Here is a 19711-nt window from a genome sequence, read left to right as displayed (position 1 = left end):
CGGGCGGCCCGCCGCTCAGGGCAAAGCCTCGGCCCGAGAAGCGGTTCGCGGCGTCCGCCTCCTGGCGGGGCTGCGGCTGTGGAGGCGCGAGCGGTTGGGACGGCTCGCGCGTTTTGCGGCGGTCGGGGCCAGCGGGGTTTTGGTGAACCTGGGGGCCTTGGCGCTGTTGCTGATGGCCCACGTCGGTTCCCGGATCACGGGCGGCGAGGCGCTCAGCGCGATCATGGCCACCCAGGTTGCGATCGGATGGAATTTCACCCTGACCGAGCGGTGGGTTTTCACAGGGCACCGCGGTCACTGGCTGCGGCGGTTGTTTCCATTCTGGGCGCTCAGCTGCGCGACGCTGCTCGCTCAACTGCCGCTCGCGGCCACCCCGCTGCCCTGCGCAGCCGGCTCGGCCGGCACTGCAAGCCGCCGAGTCGTCGGCTCCGCGCCGCGTTCCTTGCGGCCGCGCTCCTCATCCCTTCCGCGGCAGCGGGACATGCCGATGCCAGCCCGCCATCACCGCCGACTCCGTCGCTGGAGCAGGTGAACAACGCCATCGCCTTGGCAGAGGGCTACCTCGACGGGCTGTACAAGCCGCTGCCGAACGGGCAAGCCGTGCAGAGCGAGTACTACGGCCTCCCGCTGCGGGTCTACTTCAGCGGGTATGACCATTGGGTGCTGCTCGGGCAGGGTCGCGCGGGTGACTGCATGCCCGGATGTACCGGCGCCACCTCGATCACGGCCGTCGCAGCCAGCGCCACTACTGAGACCTACAGGGTCTCCTTCGCCAGTCCCACGACACCGGACGCGCTCCGCGTCACCGTGTCCCTGGACTGGGCCGCCGCACCCGGCCAATTCAGCGTGACCGTCTCCAACCCACAGCTGACCGACAAGGGCACGAGCGCGCAGCTGTGGCTGGACGAGGAGCCGCTGGCAACGTACTCGCCCGGCGACAGCACCGCCCCCGTGGTCCGGTCCTTCCCAACGGCTGAGCGCAGCCTGCTGCGAAGCCTGCGCTACACCGTCCGTCACGCCACTCAGGAGGCCTACCTGTACGCGGCCCTCCGCGGCGACGGCGTCCGCGCGGACCGACTCGCGAGCTTCCTTCGGGCCAACGGCTTCACCCCGGGAGTGGACCTCCGCGCCACGATCTTCGGAGCGGGCCAGCAGCTCCCTGATGACCTGCCGTTCGTTGCTTCCGGGTCCGACAACGCCTACGCCGATTGCGACCACCAACCGGCTGCGGGCACGACCGCCTACCCCTATACCAGCAAGGTCTGCCTGCTGGGCGTGGACACGTTCCTGCTGGCTGGCCGTTTCGATCCGTTCCTCCAGGCGACCCAGGCCCTCCAGACCCTGACCAAGGACGGCGACCCACATCGGGGTTACCCGGTCCTCGTCTCCCTTGGACTGCAGGGCGGCACGCCGACGGAGACCGCCGATCACCTTGAGCAGCTGTGGGCCACTCTTGGCTATGGCATCCCACCCTGTACGCCTCTTGGCTGCGAACTCAACCGAGCGTCCAGGCTGCGAACTTTCGTCTTCGGCTCCCTAGAGGCAATGCTTGGCTACCAGTATGGGCAGGTCAGTCGGCAGAGTTACGCCGACGCGGTCGCCGCGAATGCGATCGCCGACCAGATCGGACCTTCTGGGACCATCAGGACAGCAGGCGGCACGATAGTGCGCCCCGTGGAAGCGGGGGCATTCCCGGTCAACTGGACCGCCGACCACCGTTTCGTGCCGACCAGCGGCCTCACCCAATGGGCGAGCGACATGCTGTCGATGCCGCCGGAGTACGCCGGGGCCATCGTCTCGGACGCGGAGACAACCTTTGACGGATACGCCTTCCTCGTCACCTACCGCTGTGCCCGTTTCGCAGTCGGCTGCGCCGACAACGGCTGACTCGTGGCTCGGGGCGATGTGCGGGGGTTACGGCCAGCCCGGAGAGGCTGAAGGTGATCGGCCGGACATCATGGTTCGGGTGATGCCGGGGGTGCCGCCGGAGCCGGGTGCGATGCTCGGGAACGCCGGAGGACTGGAGGCGGACAGCCGGTCGCTGACCGTCAGGCCTGCAGTGGCCGAGATGCTGGCCTTTCGGGAAGTCCCCTGGATGCGGAGCGCGTAAGGGCCTGCCTGGGTCGACGTCGTCGTCGACACCTTGAGGGTCGAGTAAGCCTTGCCCCAGGCTGTGACATTCACGCTGGCCGGCGAGAAAGCCGCAGTCGATGCACTGGGCAGGGAAGAGACGGACATCGTCACCGTGCCGGCGAAGCCGTTCTGTGATGTGATGGTGATGCTGTACACCGCGCTGGACCCGGGTGCCACCGAGCGTCCGGCGGGCCAGGTCTGGACGCTGAAGTCCGGCTTGGCCGCCGTGCCCGCCGCGAAGAGCGTTCCTGCGGGCAGCATGATCCCGAGCAGACTGATAAATGCGGCCCTGAGCGCCGTCCTGCCTGCGCGCGACCACACAGCCAGGAGTTCCTTCGAACGTCTCACTTCTCGCACTCCCCTCTGTCGGTTCCTCATCGACTCCGCGGTCCGGACGACTTCAGGGACGTCGGCTCGCGGGGGGCGCTGTTGACGCCGCCGCGGTGCCGGGAACGGTCGGGGGAAGGGTCCGAGACGCTGCCGAGGCCTGGGGTGCCGGATGGTCCGTTGAGGGGGCTGCGCCCTGGCCTCCTTGGTCGGAATCGCGGACCGCTTGGCCGGGGGGCACGGCCGGGCGCTGGTCGTGGCCGGTCGCATGCATGTCTGCGGGCGCGCCCGGCAGCGGTGACGGATGCTGGTCCGGGCGGGCGCCGGTCAGGGTTCCGACCAAGAAGGCGGCAGCGTCTCCGGCGGCGTGGCGGAAGCCCTGGTCGGCTGCCGCCACGCCGCCCCCAGCAAGGCTGAGGCAGGCGGCGACCGCTAGGGCGGTCAGACCGCCGCCCCGCCTGCCCCGCCGATGACGCCGGGACCCAGGGCTGCCCCCGCCGCGTGCCCCTCCAGGGTCCAGCCGGACGATGTTCCCGCTCGCGGACGAACCCGCATCGTCGGCATCGAGAAGGGCGGCGAGGGCTGCGGACGGCACCGGCGGCGCTCCCGCGCCCAGCGCACGCAGTTCCAGCAGGACCGGTACGAGGCGATCAGCGTCGCCGTCGAGACCCGACTCGGCCAGCAGCGATCGGATCGAGTCCCCCCGCGAGGACACGCCCTGGATGGGCAGGGCCATGGCCGGGTCCTGATATTCGTCGTTCATGGCGCGACCCGCTCGATCAGCGAGAGCCGGTTGCGCAGGTTCAGCAGGGCGCGGCGCTGGAGCTGCTTCACTGCTCCGACGCTGCGGCCCGTGACGGCCGCCGTCTGCTCCAACGACAGGTCCGCGACGATGCGCAGCGTGATCACCTCGCGCTGGTCTTTGCTCAGCCCGTGCAGCAGTTCCAAGATCCCCTCCTGGGAGTCAGATCCGAAAGCCTCGTCCTCGGCCGAGGCCGAGGTCCGGGCGTCCACGGCGGGATCGTATTCCGCCATCCGCGGCGCCTTTGCGCGCTGCCTGCAGTAGTCCACGTACCGGGCGTGGGCGATGGTGAACACGAGAGTCCTCAGTCCTTCGGCCCCTCCCGTGACCGACCCGATCCGGGGGTACAGGGCCAGAAACACGTCCTGGGTGACAGCTTCCGGATCGGCGACACCGTGCGATCTCAGGTAGCCCCGAACCACGGGAGCGAGCTCCCGGTATGCCTCGGAGAAGAGCAATGCCGCCCCGGAGTCATCGGGCGGACCCGCGCAGTCCGCCTCGGTTCGCGCACGCATTCCCTACCCCCCTCAAGGCGGCCGACACCGATCGATGCGCGCCCGTCCCAGAATCGCGGTGGCCCCGTCCTGTTGGCCGGTTCGTCCACCTTCGCACCAGCCAAGGGACCGTGTGATGCGTAGCCGATACTCGTATTCCGCCCCGCGCGGCGGTGGGACTACCCGGATTCGGCCTCGGTCACTCAGGTGGCTACTTGGGCGCAGTGCGAGGCGCTGCGGCGCTGGTGATGCCTAGCCGCGGGCTTTCGCCCCGCGCTTCGGATCGTCCGGCGTCGCGTCCTCGCCGTGACCGTGACCACCAGGCGTCGCCGTGTCGCTGGGGCGGTGGTCACCGGACTTGCCCGGCGGGGCGACCTTGGCGCAGAAGTCGGTGATGTTCGCCGCCCCCTTGGCCGCCTTCGCCAGAGAGGCGAACGCGGCAGAGGAGGCATCGAGACCGCCGTGGGTGAAGGCCGTGCACAGGCCAAACGCTTCTGGCCCGGTGGCGTCCGGGCCCACGTGGGCCGAGGTCGGGCTCGGCTTGTCCGTCGGGGCGGCAGTCGGTGCCGCTGAAGGAGGAGGGGCGCCGATCAGGGAGTGGGCTTCCTGCTGCAGCGGTTCGGGGAGCGACCCCGTGTAGGCGGCCGCCGCAGTGCCCCCGGCGGCGAGGGCGCTGGCGGCCAAAGCGCCGGCTGCGATCTTGCTGGTGACCAGCGCGGTGAAGAATGACATGACACCCTCCGCGTGAGAACAGTGATCGAACGACGGCGGCCTGCCTTTCCTGCGGGCCGTCACCGCGGTCATCGGCACAGCGCCCGGAAAGGTTACTCCTTGGCATTCGGGTTCAAGACCGGATGGCACTGACGAAGGAGAGCCCGCGAAACTGCGGTGACGCTCAGCCTTCGGCGAGCAGCGCCGTCGTCCGGTATGGGATGACAGTGCGGAGGATCATGCGTGTCGACGTGCGGGTAATCCCCGGGCACAAGCGGATCTCCTCCGAGACGCGGTAGAGGTCGTCGGGGCTCGTCGCGACGACGCGGATCAGGAGGTCTGTATCTCCCGCGGGCGCGAGGCACTCGAGCACTTCGGGGATCTCGCGGAGCCCCGTGATGGCAGCGTCGATCTGGCTCTGGTCGAGCTCGGCCGCGACCTCGGCGGATACGCCGCGGCCAAGGGCCGCAGCGTCCACCCTCGTACTGTGCGTCCTCAAGGCGCCACTCGCCGTCATGCGCTCGAGCCGTGACTGGACCGTTCCGCGAGCAAGGCCGAGTCGCTGTGCCAGGACCATGATCGGCAAGCGCGGATCGTCGTCGAGCGCGAGGAGGATCCGCCGATCGGTCGCGTCGAGCTGCTGCATTCTGATCACTTCTTCCGCCTTGTGCCCCGCTCAGCTGGTCAGATCGACCAGTCTACGCTGAGACTCTTGCCCCAAGTGCGAGTCTATTGCTGCAATATTGGCAGTCCACCCGAAGGCCCACCGGCTCGACGGCGGAGGCTGCGGGTCCCTAGGCACACCACCCGAGGGATTCGGACAGGGGCATTCACCGGCCCCGCCTACTTGTTCACACACTTCGAAAGCCCCTGACCCGGCCGCGCTGAGCGGCCGCACCAGGGGCTTTCGCGCGACTGCGATCCGAGCGCGCCGGCGTCAGCCCCGGCCGTAGATGCGGTGCGAAAGCTCGGCGGCCACGCGCGCGACCTGCCCCGCGAGCTCGTCCCGCTCCTCGCCTGGCACCTTCTCGCCGAGGAAGGTCACGGCGACGGCCGCCGTCGGCCATCCTGCGTGGTCCTTGACCGCGGCGGCGACGGACGCGAAGCCGGACGTGACCTCGCCGTCCTCGGTCGCGTAGCCGCGCTGGCGCACCTGGTCGAGGGCGGACTGGAGCGCAGAGTAGCTGCGGATGTGCTCGCCCTCCTCGGTCCGCTCGCTGAACGCCGCGGCATTCGGGTAGAGCGCGCGGACCTGCGACTTGGGCAGCGCGGCGAGGATCGCACGCCCGCTCGCGGTGAGGTGGCTCGGGAGGCGGACGCCGACGTCGGTCACGAGCGACGGGCGGTTCTTGGCGCGCTCCTCGACGATGTAGAGGACGTCGCGGCCGTGGAGTACAGCGAGGTGGGCACTCTCTCCGATCGAGTCCACGAGGGACGCGAGCATGGGCCGGCCGAGGCGGGAGAGCGGCTCCTGCCGCGAATACGCGCTCGAAAGCTCGAAAGCCCCGATGCCGAGCCCGTACCGCCGCTCCTCCTCGAGGTGCATGACGAAGCCGTTCTCCTCCATGACCGCGAGAAGGTGGTACACGGTAGAGCGCGGAAGGCCGAGCGTCGCGGCAATGCTCGCGGCTGGCTGCGGGCCGCGCCGGGACGCGAGCAGCCGCAGGATGCGCAGCGTGCTCTCGGCGGCGGGGACCTTGGACTTCGCGGCAGCTTCGGTGGGCATGGAACCTCTGGGAGTGTCTGGAATACCGAACTCCAGTGTGACAGCCGACGACGGCGCCCCGCACCTCCCGCCGTCGTCGGCCGTCTGCGATACCGGACACATTCGCCGTCTGCGATCCGAGACACCGAAAGCGGTGACGACACTCACAGCCCCCTCTCGCACAGGCACAGTGGAAGGGAATCCTTCCCAGCGACGTGAGGAACCCATGCAGTCGTCACCCGCCGCGCTCAGCCGCGGCCTGAACGTCCGGCACATCCGTTTCATGGCCTTGGGCTCGGCGATCGGGACCGGCCTGTTCTACGGCTCCGCCTCCGCGATCCAGGCCGCGGGCCCCGCCGTCCTCATCGCGTACATGATCGCGGGCGCCGCCGTGTTCATGGTCATGCGCTCGCTCGGCGAGATGGCCGTGCGCCACCCCGTGGCGGGCTCGTTCAGCCAGTACGCGGGCCGCTACCTCGGGCCGCTCGCGGGCTTCGTGACCGGCTGGACGTACGTCTTCGAAATGGCGATCGTCGCGATCGCGGACGTCACCGCTTTCTCTATCTATGTGGGCTTCTGGTTCCCGGACACTCCCCGCTGGATCTGGATTCTCGCCGTCATCTTCTTCCTGACGGGGGTGAACCTGCTGAGCGTCAAGGTGTTCGGCGAACTCGAGTTCTGGTTCACGCTCGTCAAGGTGCTCGCGATCGGCGCGATGATCGTGGGCGGCGCCGCGCTGATTGTCTTCGGCATTCAGCTCGGCGGGCAGCAGCCCGGGCTCGGGCATCTCGTGGACCACGGCGGCTTCATGCCGAACGGCTTCGGCGGGATGCTCGCGGCGTTCTCCGTGGTGGTCTTCGCGTTCGGCGGCGTCGAGACGATCGGCGTCACGGCGGGCGAGGCCTCCGACCCCAAGCGCGCGATCCCCCAGGCCGTCAACACCGTGCCCGTCCGCGTACTCCTGTTCTACGTTCTGACGCTCACGGTCCTCATGAGCCTGTTCCCGTGGTCCGAGGTCGGCTCGAACGGCAGCCCATTTGTCCAGATCTTCGACGGCCTCGGGGTGCCCGGCGCCGCGAACGTGCTCAACGCCGTCGTCATCACGGCCGCGCTCTCGTCGATCAACTCGGACATCTTCGGCGCCGGCCGCGTCCTGTTCGGGCTCGCCCAGCAGGGGCACGCGCCGTCGTCCTTCGGCAAGGTCTCGAAGCGCGGGGTGCCGTGGCTGACCGTGGTGGTCATGACGGGCGTGCTGCTCGTGGGTGTGGTGCTCAACGCCGTGATTCCAGAGGACGTGTTCCTCGTCATCGCGTCGATCGCGACGTTCGCGACCGTGTGGGTGTGGGCCATGATCCTCGCGAGCCACGTCGCGATGAAGCGCGAGATCCGGAAGTACGCCCTCGCGCCGTCGGAGTTCCCATCGCCCCTGTGGCCCGCCGCGTCGATCGCGGCGATCGCCTTCATGGCGCTCGTCATCGGGCTGCTGGGCTGGTTCGAGGAGACGCGCGTGGCGCTCGTGGTGGGCGCGGCGTGGCTCGCCCTGCTCTGGGGCGCGTTCGCGCTGTGGGTCCGGGGCGACGGACGACGGCGCCCGGCCCTCCGCGACGAGACGTCGCCGCTGCCGGTGGTCGCCGCGGGCGAGGTTCGCGAGGAGGTCGGTTCGGGACGCTAGGCGTCCGGAGGCCTGCGCGCGGCGCGCCGGGCCACAGGTGCTGCCTTCAGCCGCATCTCCGTGCGAAACGTCCCACGGACGTGCGGGCCAGGGCAGCACCTGCCCGTCACGGAGCGACGTTCCCGCGCGTCACACTGGCGTTTGACATGTCCAATTGACACGATCATGCTGCCGGGCCTTTCCGGGCCTCTGAGGCCCAGGGAGCGGCCCGGCGGCTGCATCTTCCATGACCGCCCTCAGAGAGGCCACGCCATGTCCCAGCACTCCGACTCCACCACCGCTCCCTACCCCTCCGGAAACCTCCAGCCGCAGACCGTTCCGGGGAAGACCCTCGGGATCGTCTCCGTGATTCTCCCGTTCGTGGGCTTCGGCCTCATCGGCCTGATCCTCGGCATCGTCGCGAAGTCCCAGTCGAAGAAGGCCGGCGCCAAGAACACGCCCGCCGTCGTCGGCATCGTGCTCGGCGCGATCAGCGTTGTCGTCGGCATCATCGTGACGATCGCGATCATCGTCGGCATCGGCGCGGTCGCACAGCAGTGCCAGCAGCTCGGCCCGGGCACGCACCAGATTGGCGCGAGCACCATCACCTGCGGAAGCTGATTTTCGAAGCGCTACCGTCTACCCAAAGGATAAAGTCCCCTCCTCGCCCAGAAGTCCGCTTAAGGGGGACTTGACAGCGAGGAGGGGACTGCGGTTCGCGGGGAGGGGACCGCCCGAGCACCGAGGCGGCTCGCCGGGCCCGCTACCGCGCCGACCAGCCACCGTCCATCGTGTAGCTCGCGCCGGTGACCATGCCGGCGTCGTCCGAGGCGAGCCAGCACGCGAGGGAGGCGACCTCCTCCGGCTCGACGAGCCGCTTGATCGCCATCTCGGTGAGCATGACCTTCTCGAGGACCTCGCCCTCGGAGACGCCGTGCATCGCCGCCTGGTCCGCAATCTGCCGCTCCACGAGGGCCGTCCGCACGTATCCGGGATTGATGCAGTTCGAGGTCACGCCGTGCGGGGCGCCCTCGAGCGCGGTGACCTTCGAGAACCCCTCGAGCGCATGCTTCGCCGTCACATAGGCGCTCTTGAAGGCCGAGGCCCGGATCCCGTGCACCGAGCTGAGGTTGATCACCCGGCCCCAGCCGTGCTCGTACATGTGCGGGAGCGCGGCCCGGGTCAGAAGGAACGGCACCTCGACCATGAGGCGCTGGATCTGCCGGAAGTCCTCGGGCGCGAACTCGTGGATCGGCGCGACCTTCTGGATCCCGGCGTTGTTGACCAGGATGTCGCAGTCGAGGGGCAGCGTCTCGAGCGGCGCGGTGTCGAGGAGGTCCACGGTCCACGCTTCGCCGCCGAGGTCTGCGGCGAGCTTCTCCGCGGCGTCGCCGTCAAGGTCCGCGACGACGACGGCGGCGCCCCTCTCCGCGAGCCCCCTCGCCACGGCGGCTCCGATCCCCGCGGCTCCCCCGGTCACGAGGGCCTTGCGCCCGGCCAATCCTCCGCCCACGCGAGGCGCGCTCATGCGCGGGCCTCCGCATCGCTCGGGGCGGCCGCCGTGCGGGCGGCGTCCGCGGCGTCGAGCGCGTGGAGCGACGCCCCGCGCGTCTCGCGCAGGGCCAAGACGGCGGCCGCCGTGATGACGCCCGCGATCGCGAGATACACCGCCGTCGGCCACCACGAGCCAGTCGCCTTGAGCCACTCCGTCGCGAAGACGGGGGCAAGAGAGCCCGCGACGATCGAGGTGACCTGATAGCTGATCGAGACGCCCGAGTAGCGCATGCGGGTCGGGAACATCTCGGCCATGATGGCGGGCTGGCCGGCGTACATGAGGGCGTGGAAGACGAGGCCCACGATGATCGTCACGAGGATGACCCAGGTGTTCTTCGTGCCGAACGCCGGGAAGGCCCAGAGCCCCCACGTTCCGCCGAGGATGGCCCCCACAAGGTAGATGGGCTTGCGGCCCACGCGGTCCGCGAGTCGCCCGATCAGCGGGATCACCGCGAAGTGGCACAGGTGTGCTATCGCGATGACGCCGAGGATCGCGCCCGTGTTCATCTTGAGGCCCGTGCCAAGGTACACGATCGAGAACGTGACCACGAGGTAGTACATGATGTTCTCCGCGAAGCGCAGCCCCATGCCGGTCAGCACGCCGCGCGGATAGCGCTTGAGCACCTCGAGGACGCCGTAGCCCGCGGCCTTCTCGGAGTCGAGCTCGGCCTTCGCCGCCTGGAAGATCGGCGCGTCGGCGATCTTGGTGCGGATGTAGTAGCCGACGAGGACGACGACGGCGGAGAGCCAGAACGCGACCCGCCAGCCCCAGGCGAGGAAGCCCTCGGCGGGGAGCACCGTCGTCATGATCCACAGGACGAAGGTCGCGAGGACGTTGCCGACGGGCACCGCAGCCTGCGGCCACGATGCCCAGAACGCCCGCTGCGAATCGGGCGCGTGCTCCGCGACGAGCAGCACGGCGCCGCCCCACTCGCCGCCGAGCGCGAGGCCTTGGATGAAGCGGAGCGTGACCAGCAGGATCGGGGCCCAGACGCCGGCCTGCTGGTACGTCGGGAGGCAGCCCATGAGCACGGTCGCGACGCCGATGAGCATGATCGTGATCTGGAGCGTCTGCTTGCGGCCGAGCCGGTCGCCGATCTGCCCGAACACGACGCCGCCGAGCGGGCGGGCCACGAAGCCGACGGCGTAGGTCAGGAACGCGGCGATGATGGCGTCGTACTCGTTGCCCATCTTGGGCAGGAGAATCTTGTTGAAGACGATCGTGGACGCCGTCGCGTACAGGAAGAAGTCGTACCACTCGACGACCGTTCCGGCCATCGACGCGGAGACGATCTTGGTGAGAAGCGGCCTGTCGGCGGTCGCGCCGCCCGAGCGCTGCGTTGAGCTCATGGGTCCCTCCGGTGTCTGCTCTGACACGTGCTTGACCCAGCCAGTATTGCTGCGCGAATTTGCGGCATCAATGACCAGTACCGCAAGGTAACCGTGCATTTTTGCAGATTGGACCCTAATGTTGGCCCATGACCGCTCCATCGCCGGACCAGCTCCTCGTGCTCCTCGAGGTCTCACGGGCCGGCAAGTTCACGACGGCGGGCGAAACGCTCGGGCTCAACCACACCACGATCGCGCGCAAGATCGCCGCCCTCGAGAAGGCCCTCGGCGGTCGAGTCCTCGCCCGTGCGGCCGGCGGGTGGGAACTCACACCCCTCGGCGAGCGCGCGGTGGGCGTCGCCGCCCAGGTCGCGGACGCCGTCGCCCGTTTGGCACCGGGCGCCGACGATCCGGTGACTGGCGTCGTGCGGATGACGGCGACAGACGGGTTCAGCGCGTATATCGCCTCCCCCGCCGTCGCTGAGCTGCGCCGCGAGCACCCGGGCCTCGCCGTCGAGCTCGTCACCGTGACGCGGCGCGCGCTCCAGCAGCGCTCGGGCGTGGACATCGAGGTGGTCGTGGGCGAGCCGCAGGTGCACCGGGCCGAGGCGATCCGGCTCGGCGAGTACACGCTCGGCATGTATGCGTCGCGCGATTATCTCGCGCAGCACGGCACGCCGCGGACTCCCGAGGAGCTTGCCCGCCATGGGCTCGTCTACTTCGTGGACTCGATGCTCCAAGTCGACGACCTCGACGCGCCCCGCCGCCTCGCCCCGGACATGCAGGACGGGCTCACGTCCACGAATGTGTTCGTGCACGTCGAGGCGACGCGCGCCGGCGCCGGGATCGGCTTCCTGCCGTGCTTCATGGCGGACCGCCACGGCGACCTCGTGCGGCTACTGCCCGACTATTTCCGCGAGCAGCTTCCGTACTGGATGGTCGTGCGGCCTGACGCGATGCGGCAGCCGGCCGTCGCCGCCGTCGTCGGCGCGCTCCGGCGGAAGGTCGCGGAGCTGCGGCCAGTGCTCATGGGAAACCCCGAGGGGACAGCCGACGACGGCGGGTGAGTGGCCACGCGTCGAGCGAGAGGTGGCCACGCGTTCCCCAATGCGTGGCCAGATCTCGCCTAACGCGTGGCCACGTCTCAGCGCTGGGCCGGGAGGACGTGGACGCCGGAGCGATCCGTCGCGAGGGCGAGAGAGGAGATGTACTGCGGCTCGCCGTCGGGACCCGCCACCGCCGACAGGATCATGTCGGGGCGCTCGAAGTCCAAGCCCGTGACGTGGCACCGGAGGGTCTCGGCGGACGGGTTGCCGTCGGCGTCGAACATCGCGAGGCCCACGCCGTCGTCGCGACGCCGGAGGTAATAGCGGCCCTTCGTCGCGATCGCGAGGAGTGGCGTCGCGACGAACGCGACAAGCACCGCAACCACGGGCGAGTATGGCTGCACACCGGGCCCAAAGGCCCCGAAGAACACCGCGATCGAGAGCCCCGCCGAGAGGATCATCGACACGAAGCCGACCGGGTTGACCGCATACAGCATGCCCCGCCGGAACTCGGGCACCTTGGGCGAGATCTTGAGCAGATACTTGTTGATCCCAATGTCCGTCGCGACCGTGACGACCCACGACATCGCGCAGTTCGCGTAGAACCCCAGAATCGTGTTGAGCACCGAGAACATGTCCGCCTCCATGAGCGCGAGCGCGATGCCCACATTGACGACGACGAACACGAGCCTTCCGGGGTAGCGGCGCGTGAGCCGCGTGAACGAGTTGGTCCACGCGAGCGAGCCCGAGTAGGCGTTGGTGACGTTGATCTTGATCTGCGAGATCACGACGAGGACGACGGCGAGCGTCATCGCGAGCCAGGGCGGCATCATGTCGCGGTAGACGCCCAGGAACTGGTGGACGGGCTCGTTCGCCGTCGCCGCCGCGCCGGGGTCGAGGCGGGCGACGAGGTACACCGCGATGAACAGCCCGATGGCCTGCTTGAGGGCGCCGAACATGACCCAGCCGGGTCCAGCAAGGATCACGGCGCGCCACCACGCACGGCTGTTCTCCGCGGTCTTGGGCGGCATGAAGCGCAGGTAGTCGATCTGCTCCGCGATCTGCGCCATGAGCGAGAGGCACACGCCGGCCGCGAGCATGACCGACGCGAAGTCCATGCCGCCGGGACCCGCGCCGCGGTACGCGAAGAACTCGCCGAGCGAATCCGGGTGGGCCGCGATGAGGTAGACGAGCGGCACGACCATGAGCAGGAGCCAGAGCGGGGTGGTCCAGACTTGGAGCTTCGCTAGGGCGTTCATGCCGAACACGACGAGCGGGATGATGAGCAGCGACGAGATCGCATAGCCGATCCATCGGGGAATCCCGAGCCCAAGCTCGAGGCCCTGCGCCATGATCGAGCCCTCGAGAGCGAAGAAGATGAACGTGAAGACGGCGAAGATGATGTTCGTGAGGATCGAGCCGTAGTAGCCGAAGCCCGAGCCGCGCGTGATGAGGTCGAGGTCGATGTTGTACCGCGCCGCGTAGTACGCGAGTGGGAAGCCGGTCACGAAGATCACGACGGCGGCGACGGCGATCCCGAGGAGCGCGTTCACGGTTCCGTAGGACATGCCAATGTTCGCGCCGATCGCGAAGTCGGCGAGGTAGGCGATCCCGCCGAGCGCGCTCGTCGCGACGACGCCGACGCCCCACTTGCGGTACGAGCGCGGCGCGAAGCGGAGCGTGTAGTCCTCGAGGCTCTCATGCGCCGCCGCGGCGGCCGCACTGCGGCCCTCGCTCTCCAGGGCGCGCGTGGACGTGGTAACGGTCTGGGTCATAGGTCCCTCCGGAGCGTTTGGGGTCTCCGAGGAACCTATCGAGGGTCGTGACAAGCCGTGTCACAGCGTTATTGCATCTATGTAAATTGTCGCGGGGCCGCGCTAGCTCGGATCGCGGCGCGGCGCCGTCGCTCCGATCCATGCCCGGACCCGCGCGTCGTCCCAGAAGTGCGCCGGGACTCCCCCGCCGAGCAGGCGGCGGGTGAGCGCCGCCGTCCCGTCGATCGGGACGCCGCTGCCGGCCATGACGATGTTCCCGAAACGGCGCCCCTTGAGCATCGCCGGGTCCGCGACGAGCGCGACGTGCGGGAACACGGCAGCGATCGACGCCGCCTCCTCGCGCGCCGTCACGAGATCGGGGGCGCTGCCGATGTTGGCCACGAAGAGCCCGTCCGGCGCGAGGAGCCTCTCGGAGGCGCGGAGGAACTCGACCGTCGTGAGGCTGAACGGCGTGCGCGAGCCCGCGAAGACGTCCCGCACCACCAGATCCCGCGTGCCGGGGGTGAGCGACTCGGTCACCGCGCGGGCCTCCCCGACGCGAATCCGGAGGAGCGGGGCTTTCGGCAGATCGAACCACTCGCGCACGTACTCGGCGAGCTGCCCGTCGAGCTCGACGACGACCTGCCGCGAATCCGGGTACCTCGCCGTGAGATAGCGCGGGATCGAGCACCCGCCGCCGCCCTGGTGGAGGGCACGGAGGAGCTGCGTCGTCTCGGGGGGAAGGTGCTCCTCGACGAGGGCGACGATCCAGCGCATGTACTCGAAGTCGAGCCGAAGGGGGTCGCTCAGCACGATGTGCGAGCTCTGCACCCCGTTGATCTTGAGAAGCCAGCCGTCGGGCGAGTCGCCGTCGAGGACGAGCTCCGCGGTACCGGTGTCGATCGGATAGAGCCCCTCAGCCGGGCCTCCCCCAGGCGAGCCGGAGCGCCCGCGCCGGGTCGGGCCCGCTGCCCGGTTGGCGCCGCCCGTGCGACCGGCGCTCATCGCCGCACCATGCGGATCTCGGGGAGCCGGCGGCCGTCGAACTCTTCGACGCGCCCGGCACCGTCGGGGGCGAAGCCGAGCTTCGTGTAGAACGCGATCGCCCGGGGATTGTCCTCGAACACCCATAGGAAGGCCGCACGGCGCCCGATCACCCGGTCCACGAGCGCGTGGGCGAGCCCCGTCCCGTAGGCCTCCGCGAGGACGTACACGGTGTAGACCTCCTCGGCTTGGGGGGCGTCGCCGTCGAGGGCCGGCCCGGCTCCCGCCATCCCGACGATGCGCCCGCGCGAGCAGCCGACCGCGAAGTGCCAGCCGCCGTCGTCGTTCGCCAAGATGCCGCGCCAGCGCTCCGTGCGTTCCTCGTCGCCGCCGAGCGCGGCGAGGAACTCGGGCGAGAGCAGATGCGCGTACGCCTCGCGCCAGCCCTGGTCCTTGACTGCGAGGAGCTCTTCGGCGTCGTCGGGGCCCGCGTCGCGGATCTCGAAGTCCATGGATCCACGCTACCGGGGAGTCAGCGTCAGCGGACGAGGGCGAGCGCGAAGCCGTCCCAGCCCTTCGAGCCGACGGTCTGGATGACGGTCGCGTCGAAAGTCGGCCCGCCGAGGAGTTCGAGCGCTGCCACGATGCTGGGCGCGTTCGTCTCGTCGCGCGCGGGATCGAGGAGCGAGCCCTCCCACACCGCGTTGTCCACGACGACGACCGTCCCGGGCCGCCCGAGGCGCACGGCCCATTCGAGATACGCCGAGTTGTTCTGCTTGTCCGCGTCGATGAACACGAAATCGTACGGCCCCTCAAGCGTGGGGAGGGTCGCGAGGGCCGGGCCCACGTGCACGTCGACCCGGTCCCCGAGCCCCGCCGCGGCGAGGTTCTCCCGCGCGACCTCGGCGTGCTCGGGAAGGTACTCGAGCGTGTCGAGGTGGCCGCCCTCGGGCAGGGCCTGCGCCATCCACACGGTGCTGAAGCCCGCGAGCGTGCCGATCTCGAGCACGCGCCGGGCCCCGCTGATCCGCACGAGGAGCTGGAGCAGCTTCCCCGAGGTCGGCTGGACTTCGATGGGCGGCATCCCGCGTTCGACGGCGGTGCTCAGAGCCCGCTCGTGCTCCGGCCCGGGCCTGACAACGGTGTGCGTGAGCCAGCGTTCGACGTCGATCCATTCGGGCTGCGCGACATGCTCGATCATGCCGCCAGTCTCGCCCGTGGGTGCTGGCCGTGGGAAGGGCTCAGTCCCGGTGCTCGGCGATGGCCCGTTCGAGGCGTTCGACCTTGCCGTTGAGCTCGCCCGTGTGCCCGGGACGGACGTCCGCCTTGAGCACGAGGGAGACCCGCGTGCCGTAGCGGCCGACGGCCTCCGTGGCCCGCTTGACGACGTCCATGACCTCGTCCCATTCGCCCTCGATCTCGGTGAACATCGAGCTCGTCCGGTTCGGTAGGCCGGATTCGCGCACGATCTTCACCGCGGCGGCCACGGCGTCATGCACCGAATCCGCGGGCGTCGAGGAAGAGGACGACGGCGTGTCCCCGCCTCCGGCAGGACGCTCGCCGGACGGGGCGACGGAGAAGGCAACGATCATGCGACCAGTCTTGCACGCGCCGCGCAGGCGCCGGGGGGGGCGTCATCGGCGCGCGGGATGGGCCGCATATCCATGGGAACGCTTCACATGAACGACACCATCACTCTCGGTAGATACGGTGTAGGCATGCAGTACGAAGGAGCGTGGCGGAAGCCCATGCGCGCGGACGCGGCCCGCAACATCGAGAAGATCATCACGGCGGCGCTCGAGTGCTTCCGCGAGGAAGGCCCGCACGTCTCTCTCAAGGCCGTTGCCGACCGCGCGGGCGTGGGCCCCGCGACGCTCTTCCGCAACTTCGCGGACAAGGACGAGCTCGTCCTCGCGGCCATCGAGCGGCAGATCAAGCTCAAGGTCGAACCCGTGGCCGAGCAAGCTCTCAACAACCCGGACGCGGCGGCCGGACTCGTCGAGGTCCTCGGCGCGGTCATGCAGGTCGCGAACGAAGAGCACCACCTGCTCTCCGCCGTCGCCGGCCGCCGGCAGCTCCTCGTCGGGCTCGCGAGCAAGCTCATCGAGTCCCTCGGCGTGCTCCTCAACCGCGGCCAGGATCAGGGGACGCTCCGGGAGGAGCTGCGGCTGCTCGACATGGTCCGACTTGTGGCCATGCTCATCGGTGTGGGGGACACGGTGGCGCCGGGGTCGATGGCGTGGACTCGCTACGTCGCTCTTGTCGAGGATGCGATCCGCACACACCGCGAGCCGCGGCCGCTGCCGCCTCTTGAGGCGATTCCCGAGGTCGATCTGCCGCTCTGACGCGATTTTTACCCGCGACAGGGGCAATGTTCACCTCAACCTGTCGCCAAAAGTCCATTCCTCCGACTAATGTCTCGCACATGCACATCATGAGCACCTATAACGACAGCGCCACGAGTGCGGCGGCCATGGGGATCTTCTTCGTCTCCCTGATCTTCACCCTGATCATCGGCGTTGCGGTGGCCGGCCTCGTCTTCATGGGGGTCTTCCGCAAGGCCGGCAAGCCCGTGTGGGCCGCGTTCGTCCCCTACTACAACATCTACGTCCTCCTCGACATCGTGGGCCGCCCGTCGTGGTGGATCTGGCTCTACGTCGGAGCCACGGTCGTGGGCTTCATCCCGTTCATCGGCTTCCTCGCGTGGGTCGGAATCCTCGTCCTCCAGATCTTCGTCATGAACGACCTCGCAAAGTCCTTCGGCAAGGACACCGCGTGGACGGTCGGCCTCGTCCTCCTGCCGGTGGTCTTCGTCTCGATCCTCGGCTACGGCCAGTCGCCTTACCTCGGCCAGGGCGCCCTCATGGGCCCGCAGGCGGCAGGCTTCTACGGCCAGCAGGGCTACCAGCAGCCGCAGCAGTACGGCCAGCCGCCGCAGCAGTACGGGCAGCAGCCCCCGCAGGGCTACCAGCCCCCGCAGTACGGCCAGCAGCCCCCGCAGCAGCAGCCTGGCGAGCCCGGCGGTCCGCAGCAGTAACACCTTCAGCAGTCCGACGGCCCCCGCAGGCGTTGGCGGTTCCCACTGCCAACCCGGCAGGGGCCGTCGTCGTGTGGGCCGGCTTCCGCACGAGGTGATGGTAGGGCGCGGTCAGCCCCAGCCGAGCATCCGCAGGCTGGCCGCCGCCGCGGCGCCGGCGAGGACGACGACGAGGAACGGCGCCCGGAACACGAGGGCGACGGCGGCGGCCGCTAGAGCGCCGAGGCGAGCGTCGACGGCGATCGCCTGCCCATGTGCGACGGCGTTGACCGCCGTGAGGGACGCGAGCAACCCGATCGTCATGGTCCCAGCGATGCGGGTCATGCGCTCGTTCTCCATCCAGCGTCTCGGCAGAAGGTAGCCCAGGAGCTTGATCGCGTAGGCCGCGACGCTCGCCAGGATGATCCACGCCCACAGGCTCATTCGGCGTCGTCCTCCTCGCGCGGGCGCTCCGCCCCGCGCTGGCGCCCCGCCCCGTGCTGACGCGGCGCGCCATGGGCGTACGGATCCACGTCGGGCTCAAGACCCTCGACCTCGAGGGGACGCCCCGCCGTCGCCCGCGCGTGGCTCACCCACCCGAGGACGGCGGCGACGAACGCCGCGACGAGAATCGGCACGCCGGGCGGTACGAAGGGGACAGCGAGCACGGTGGCGAGCGCGCAGACGACGGCGATCGCCGCGGGTTCGCTCCCTCTCAGGCGGGGCCACAGGAGGCCGAGGAACGCGGCGACGGCGGCGCCGTCGAGCCCCCACTGCTTGGGGTCGCCGAGCGCATTGCCCGCGAAGGCGCCCACGGCCGTGAAGATGTTCCAGAGGACGTAGATCCCGAGCCCCGCGGTCCAGAACCCGCGGCGCTGCTCGAGCCGCTCCGCCTGGCCGGACGCCGTGGCGGTGGACTCGTCGATCGTCACCTGCGCCACGGCGAAGCGCCGCCATCCCCGCGGCGCGAGCATCGCGTTGAGCTGCATCCCGTACACGGCGTTGCGGATCCCGAGGAGCGCCGCTGCCGCGGCGGCCGCGGCCCCCGCGCCGCCCCCGCCGACGACGCCGATGAACGCGAACTGCGAGCCTCCCGTGAACATGAGCAGGCTCAGGGCGATCGTCTGGAGGACGCTCAGGCCGGACGCGACCCCGAGCGCGCCGAAGGAGACCCCGTAGAGGCCCGTTGCGACGGCGATGGACAGCCCGACCCGGAACCCCGGCGACGAGCGAAACGGGACGCCGGCGGCGCCGTCGTCCGCTCCGCCGCCGCCCCCGGGATGCCCGTCAGGCCCAGAATTCCGCTCAGACAATGGCCGCGCCCACGCGGTCGAGGACCTCGGCCGGACGGTTGGTTGTGATCTCCTGGATTCCCACGGCGAGGCAGTGGTCGACGTCCTCGGGCGCGTCGACGGTCCATACGCGGAAGCGGCGGCCGTCGGCGAGCCAGTCGCGCACGCGGTTCGGGTGGTTGCGCACGTAGCCGATGCCTGGCCCCGCGATGCCGGCGTTGCCCGCGTCGAGGATCGCCTCCGCCTCGGCCTGCGCCGCCTTGAGCATGTTCGCGACGGCGCCTCCCGTGAGCCGGCCGAGCGCGAGGTCCGCGCGGACGTCCTCGACCTGCACGTCGTCGACGAGCATGCACACGTGCTCGGGCGGAACGCGCTCGAGGAGGTAGCGCACGGCGTCCGCGTCGAAGCTCATGAAGCTCACCCGGACGTTCCCGAGCCGCGAGGTCTGGGGGTCCCAGCCGCGGTCCGTGAGGAGGCCGAGCACGGTGTCCTCGAGCCGGAGCTGGTAGGGGCTCGGATGCTTGAGCTCGATCGCCAGCCCGATCTCGCGGCCCGCGCCCGCGAGGAGGTCGAGCAGTTCGGACAGGGTGAGCAGCTGCTGGCTCACGGCGCCGTATTCGACCGGGATGCGCGCCCCCTTCCACGACGAGAAGTCGAGTTCGCGCAGGTCGTCGAGGGAGCGATCCGCGACGGGTCCCGTGCCGTTCGACGTGCGGTCGAGATTCGGGTCGTGCAGGAGGACGACGTGCTGGTCCCGGGTGAGGTGGACGTCGCATTCGACGCCGTCGGCTCCGTCGGCGATGGCCTGGAGATAGGCGGCGCGTGTGTGTTCGGCGAACTGGGCGCTCGCGCCGCGGTGGGCATACACGAGGGGGCGCTCGGAGGTCATGGCTCTAAGCTATCGGACTTCCGA

23 protein-coding genes are annotated in these 19711 nt (G+C 69.7%); 7 read left to right on the top strand and 16 right to left on the bottom strand.

All coding sequences use genetic code 11. The features are described from left to right. Window positions 1-94: 94 nt before the first annotated feature. Both SPF06_RS09085 and SPF06_RS09080 read left to right on the top strand, forming a co-directional pair. Window positions 95-532: a GtrA family protein gene (locus SPF06_RS09085; protein ID WP_323278715.1), complete on the top strand. Its 438-nt coding sequence runs from the start codon at window positions 95-97 to the stop codon at window positions 530-532. Then, the gene (locus tag SPF06_RS09080) at window positions 529-1887 is read left to right on the top strand and encodes a hypothetical protein (protein WP_323278714.1); all 1359 of its coding nucleotides are present in this window, start codon (window positions 529-531) and stop codon (window positions 1885-1887) included. Before SPF06_RS09085 ends, SPF06_RS09080 begins: the two co-directional genes overlap by 4 nt. Before the next feature lie 27 nt (window positions 1888-1914). On the opposite strand, the gene SPF06_RS09075 is transcribed toward SPF06_RS09080, so the two are convergent. The 6 genes from SPF06_RS09075 to SPF06_RS09050 form a co-directional block, all read right to left on the bottom strand. Then, the gene (locus SPF06_RS09075) at window positions 1915-2481 is read right to left on the bottom strand and encodes a COG1470 family protein (RefSeq protein WP_323278713.1); all 567 of its coding nucleotides are present in this window, start codon (window positions 2479-2481) and stop codon (window positions 1915-1917) included. 52 nt (window positions 2482-2533) lie between these two features. Then, complete coding sequence (locus SPF06_RS09070) at window positions 2534-3223, bottom strand: hypothetical protein (protein WP_323278712.1); 690 nt, start codon at window positions 3221-3223, stop codon at window positions 2534-2536. Then, entirely contained in the window at window positions 3220-3777 is a 558-nt protein-coding gene (locus SPF06_RS09065; protein ID WP_323278711.1) for an RNA polymerase sigma factor, read from the bottom strand. The genes SPF06_RS09070 and SPF06_RS09065 overlap by 4 nt, the downstream gene beginning before the upstream one ends. Before the next feature lie 231 nt (window positions 3778-4008). Further along, entirely contained in the window at window positions 4009-4488 is a 480-nt protein-coding gene (locus SPF06_RS09060; RefSeq protein ID WP_323278710.1) for a hypothetical protein, read from the bottom strand. Between the two features lie 163 nt (window positions 4489-4651). Next, window positions 4652-5113: an Lrp/AsnC family transcriptional regulator gene (locus SPF06_RS09055; RefSeq protein ID WP_323278775.1), complete on the bottom strand. Its 462-nt coding sequence runs from the start codon at window positions 5111-5113 to the stop codon at window positions 4652-4654. Window positions 5114-5404: 291 nt separating this feature from the next. Then, window positions 5405-6193: an IclR family transcriptional regulator gene (locus SPF06_RS09050; RefSeq protein WP_323278709.1), complete on the bottom strand. Its 789-nt coding sequence runs from the start codon at window positions 6191-6193 to the stop codon at window positions 5405-5407. Between the two features lie 205 nt (window positions 6194-6398). Here SPF06_RS09050 and SPF06_RS09045 point away from each other — a divergent pair, with 205 nt between their 5' ends. Both SPF06_RS09045 and SPF06_RS09040 read left to right on the top strand, forming a co-directional pair. Continuing rightward, window positions 6399-7844, top strand: a complete 1446-nt coding sequence (locus SPF06_RS09045; RefSeq protein WP_323278708.1) for an amino acid permease — start codon at window positions 6399-6401, stop codon at window positions 7842-7844. 252 nt (window positions 7845-8096) lie between these two features. Next, complete coding sequence (locus tag SPF06_RS09040) at window positions 8097-8444, top strand: DUF4190 domain-containing protein (protein ID WP_323278707.1); 348 nt, start codon at window positions 8097-8099, stop codon at window positions 8442-8444. 142 nt (window positions 8445-8586) lie between these two features. On the opposite strand, the gene SPF06_RS09035 is transcribed toward SPF06_RS09040, so the two are convergent. Both SPF06_RS09035 and SPF06_RS09030 read right to left on the bottom strand, forming a co-directional pair. Next, window positions 8587-9351: a 3-hydroxybutyrate dehydrogenase gene (locus SPF06_RS09035; RefSeq protein WP_428985739.1), complete on the bottom strand. Its 765-nt coding sequence runs from the start codon at window positions 9349-9351 to the stop codon at window positions 8587-8589. Then, window positions 9348-10727, bottom strand: a complete 1380-nt coding sequence (locus SPF06_RS09030; protein WP_323278706.1) for an MFS transporter — start codon at window positions 10725-10727, stop codon at window positions 9348-9350. Before SPF06_RS09030 ends, SPF06_RS09035 begins: the two co-directional genes overlap by 4 nt. Before the next feature lie 128 nt (window positions 10728-10855). On the opposite strand from SPF06_RS09030, the gene SPF06_RS09025 reads away from it, so the two are divergent. Next, window positions 10856-11773, top strand: coding sequence for a LysR family transcriptional regulator (locus tag SPF06_RS09025; protein ID WP_323278705.1), 918 nt, complete (start codon window positions 10856-10858; stop codon window positions 11771-11773). Window positions 11774-11850: 77 nt separating this feature from the next. Here the strand turns inward: SPF06_RS09025 and SPF06_RS09020 are convergent, their stop codons facing one another. The 5 genes from SPF06_RS09020 to SPF06_RS09000 all read right to left on the bottom strand — a co-directional run bounded on the left by SPF06_RS09020 (window position 11851) and on the right by SPF06_RS09000 (window position 16082). Continuing rightward, window positions 11851-13527 (bottom strand): purine-cytosine permease family protein, encoded by a 1677-nt coding sequence (locus tag SPF06_RS09020; protein ID WP_323278704.1) that lies wholly within the window; start codon window positions 13525-13527, stop codon window positions 11851-11853. A 102-nt stretch (window positions 13528-13629) separates the two neighbouring features. Next, window positions 13630-14511, bottom strand: coding sequence for a spermidine synthase (locus SPF06_RS09015; RefSeq protein ID WP_323278703.1), 882 nt, complete (start codon window positions 14509-14511; stop codon window positions 13630-13632). Beyond that, on the bottom strand, window positions 14508-15002 hold the full coding sequence (locus SPF06_RS09010; RefSeq protein ID WP_323278702.1) for a GNAT family N-acetyltransferase: 495 nt from the start codon (window positions 15000-15002) through the stop codon (window positions 14508-14510). The genes SPF06_RS09015 and SPF06_RS09010 overlap by 4 nt, the downstream gene beginning before the upstream one ends. Before the next feature lie 26 nt (window positions 15003-15028). Further along, a complete protein-coding gene (locus SPF06_RS09005; RefSeq protein WP_323278700.1) occupies window positions 15029-15691 on the bottom strand; it encodes an O-methyltransferase in 663 nt (220 codons plus the stop codon). A gap of 40 nt (window positions 15692-15731) precedes the next feature. Then, on the bottom strand, window positions 15732-16082 hold the full coding sequence (locus tag SPF06_RS09000) for a thiamine-binding protein (RefSeq protein ID WP_323278699.1): 351 nt from the start codon (window positions 16080-16082) through the stop codon (window positions 15732-15734). A gap of 126 nt (window positions 16083-16208) precedes the next feature. On the opposite strand from SPF06_RS09000, the gene SPF06_RS08995 reads away from it, so the two are divergent. Together SPF06_RS08995 and SPF06_RS08990 are read left to right on the top strand one after the other, a co-directional pair. Next, window positions 16209-16835 carry a TetR/AcrR family transcriptional regulator gene (locus tag SPF06_RS08995; protein WP_323278698.1) on the top strand — a complete coding sequence of 209 codons (627 nt, stop codon included), beginning with the start codon at window positions 16209-16211 and terminating at the stop codon, window positions 16833-16835. A gap of 89 nt (window positions 16836-16924) precedes the next feature. Continuing rightward, window positions 16925-17527, top strand: coding sequence for a DUF5684 domain-containing protein (locus tag SPF06_RS08990; RefSeq protein ID WP_323278697.1), 603 nt, complete (start codon window positions 16925-16927; stop codon window positions 17525-17527). 111 nt (window positions 17528-17638) lie between these two features. On the opposite strand, the gene SPF06_RS08985 is transcribed toward SPF06_RS08990, so the two are convergent. The 3 genes from SPF06_RS08985 to SPF06_RS08975 all read right to left on the bottom strand — a co-directional run bounded on the left by SPF06_RS08985 (window position 17639) and on the right by SPF06_RS08975 (window position 19687). Beyond that, window positions 17639-17950 (bottom strand): AzlD domain-containing protein, encoded by a 312-nt coding sequence (locus SPF06_RS08985; RefSeq protein WP_323278696.1) that lies wholly within the window; start codon window positions 17948-17950, stop codon window positions 17639-17641. Next, window positions 17947-18711, bottom strand: a complete 765-nt coding sequence (locus SPF06_RS08980) for an AzlC family ABC transporter permease (RefSeq protein ID WP_323278773.1) — start codon at window positions 18709-18711, stop codon at window positions 17947-17949. The genes SPF06_RS08985 and SPF06_RS08980 overlap by 4 nt, the downstream gene beginning before the upstream one ends. A gap of 100 nt (window positions 18712-18811) precedes the next feature. After that, window positions 18812-19687, bottom strand: coding sequence for a glycerophosphodiester phosphodiesterase (locus SPF06_RS08975; RefSeq protein WP_323278695.1), 876 nt, complete (start codon window positions 19685-19687; stop codon window positions 18812-18814). Window positions 19688-19711 lie beyond the last annotated feature (24 nt).

This window comes from Sinomonas terricola (assembly GCF_034931225.1).
Taxonomy (GTDB): Bacteria; Actinomycetota; Actinomycetes; order Actinomycetales; family Micrococcaceae; genus Sinomonas; species Sinomonas terricola.
This window is presented reverse-complemented; position numbering and strand designations above follow the sequence as displayed.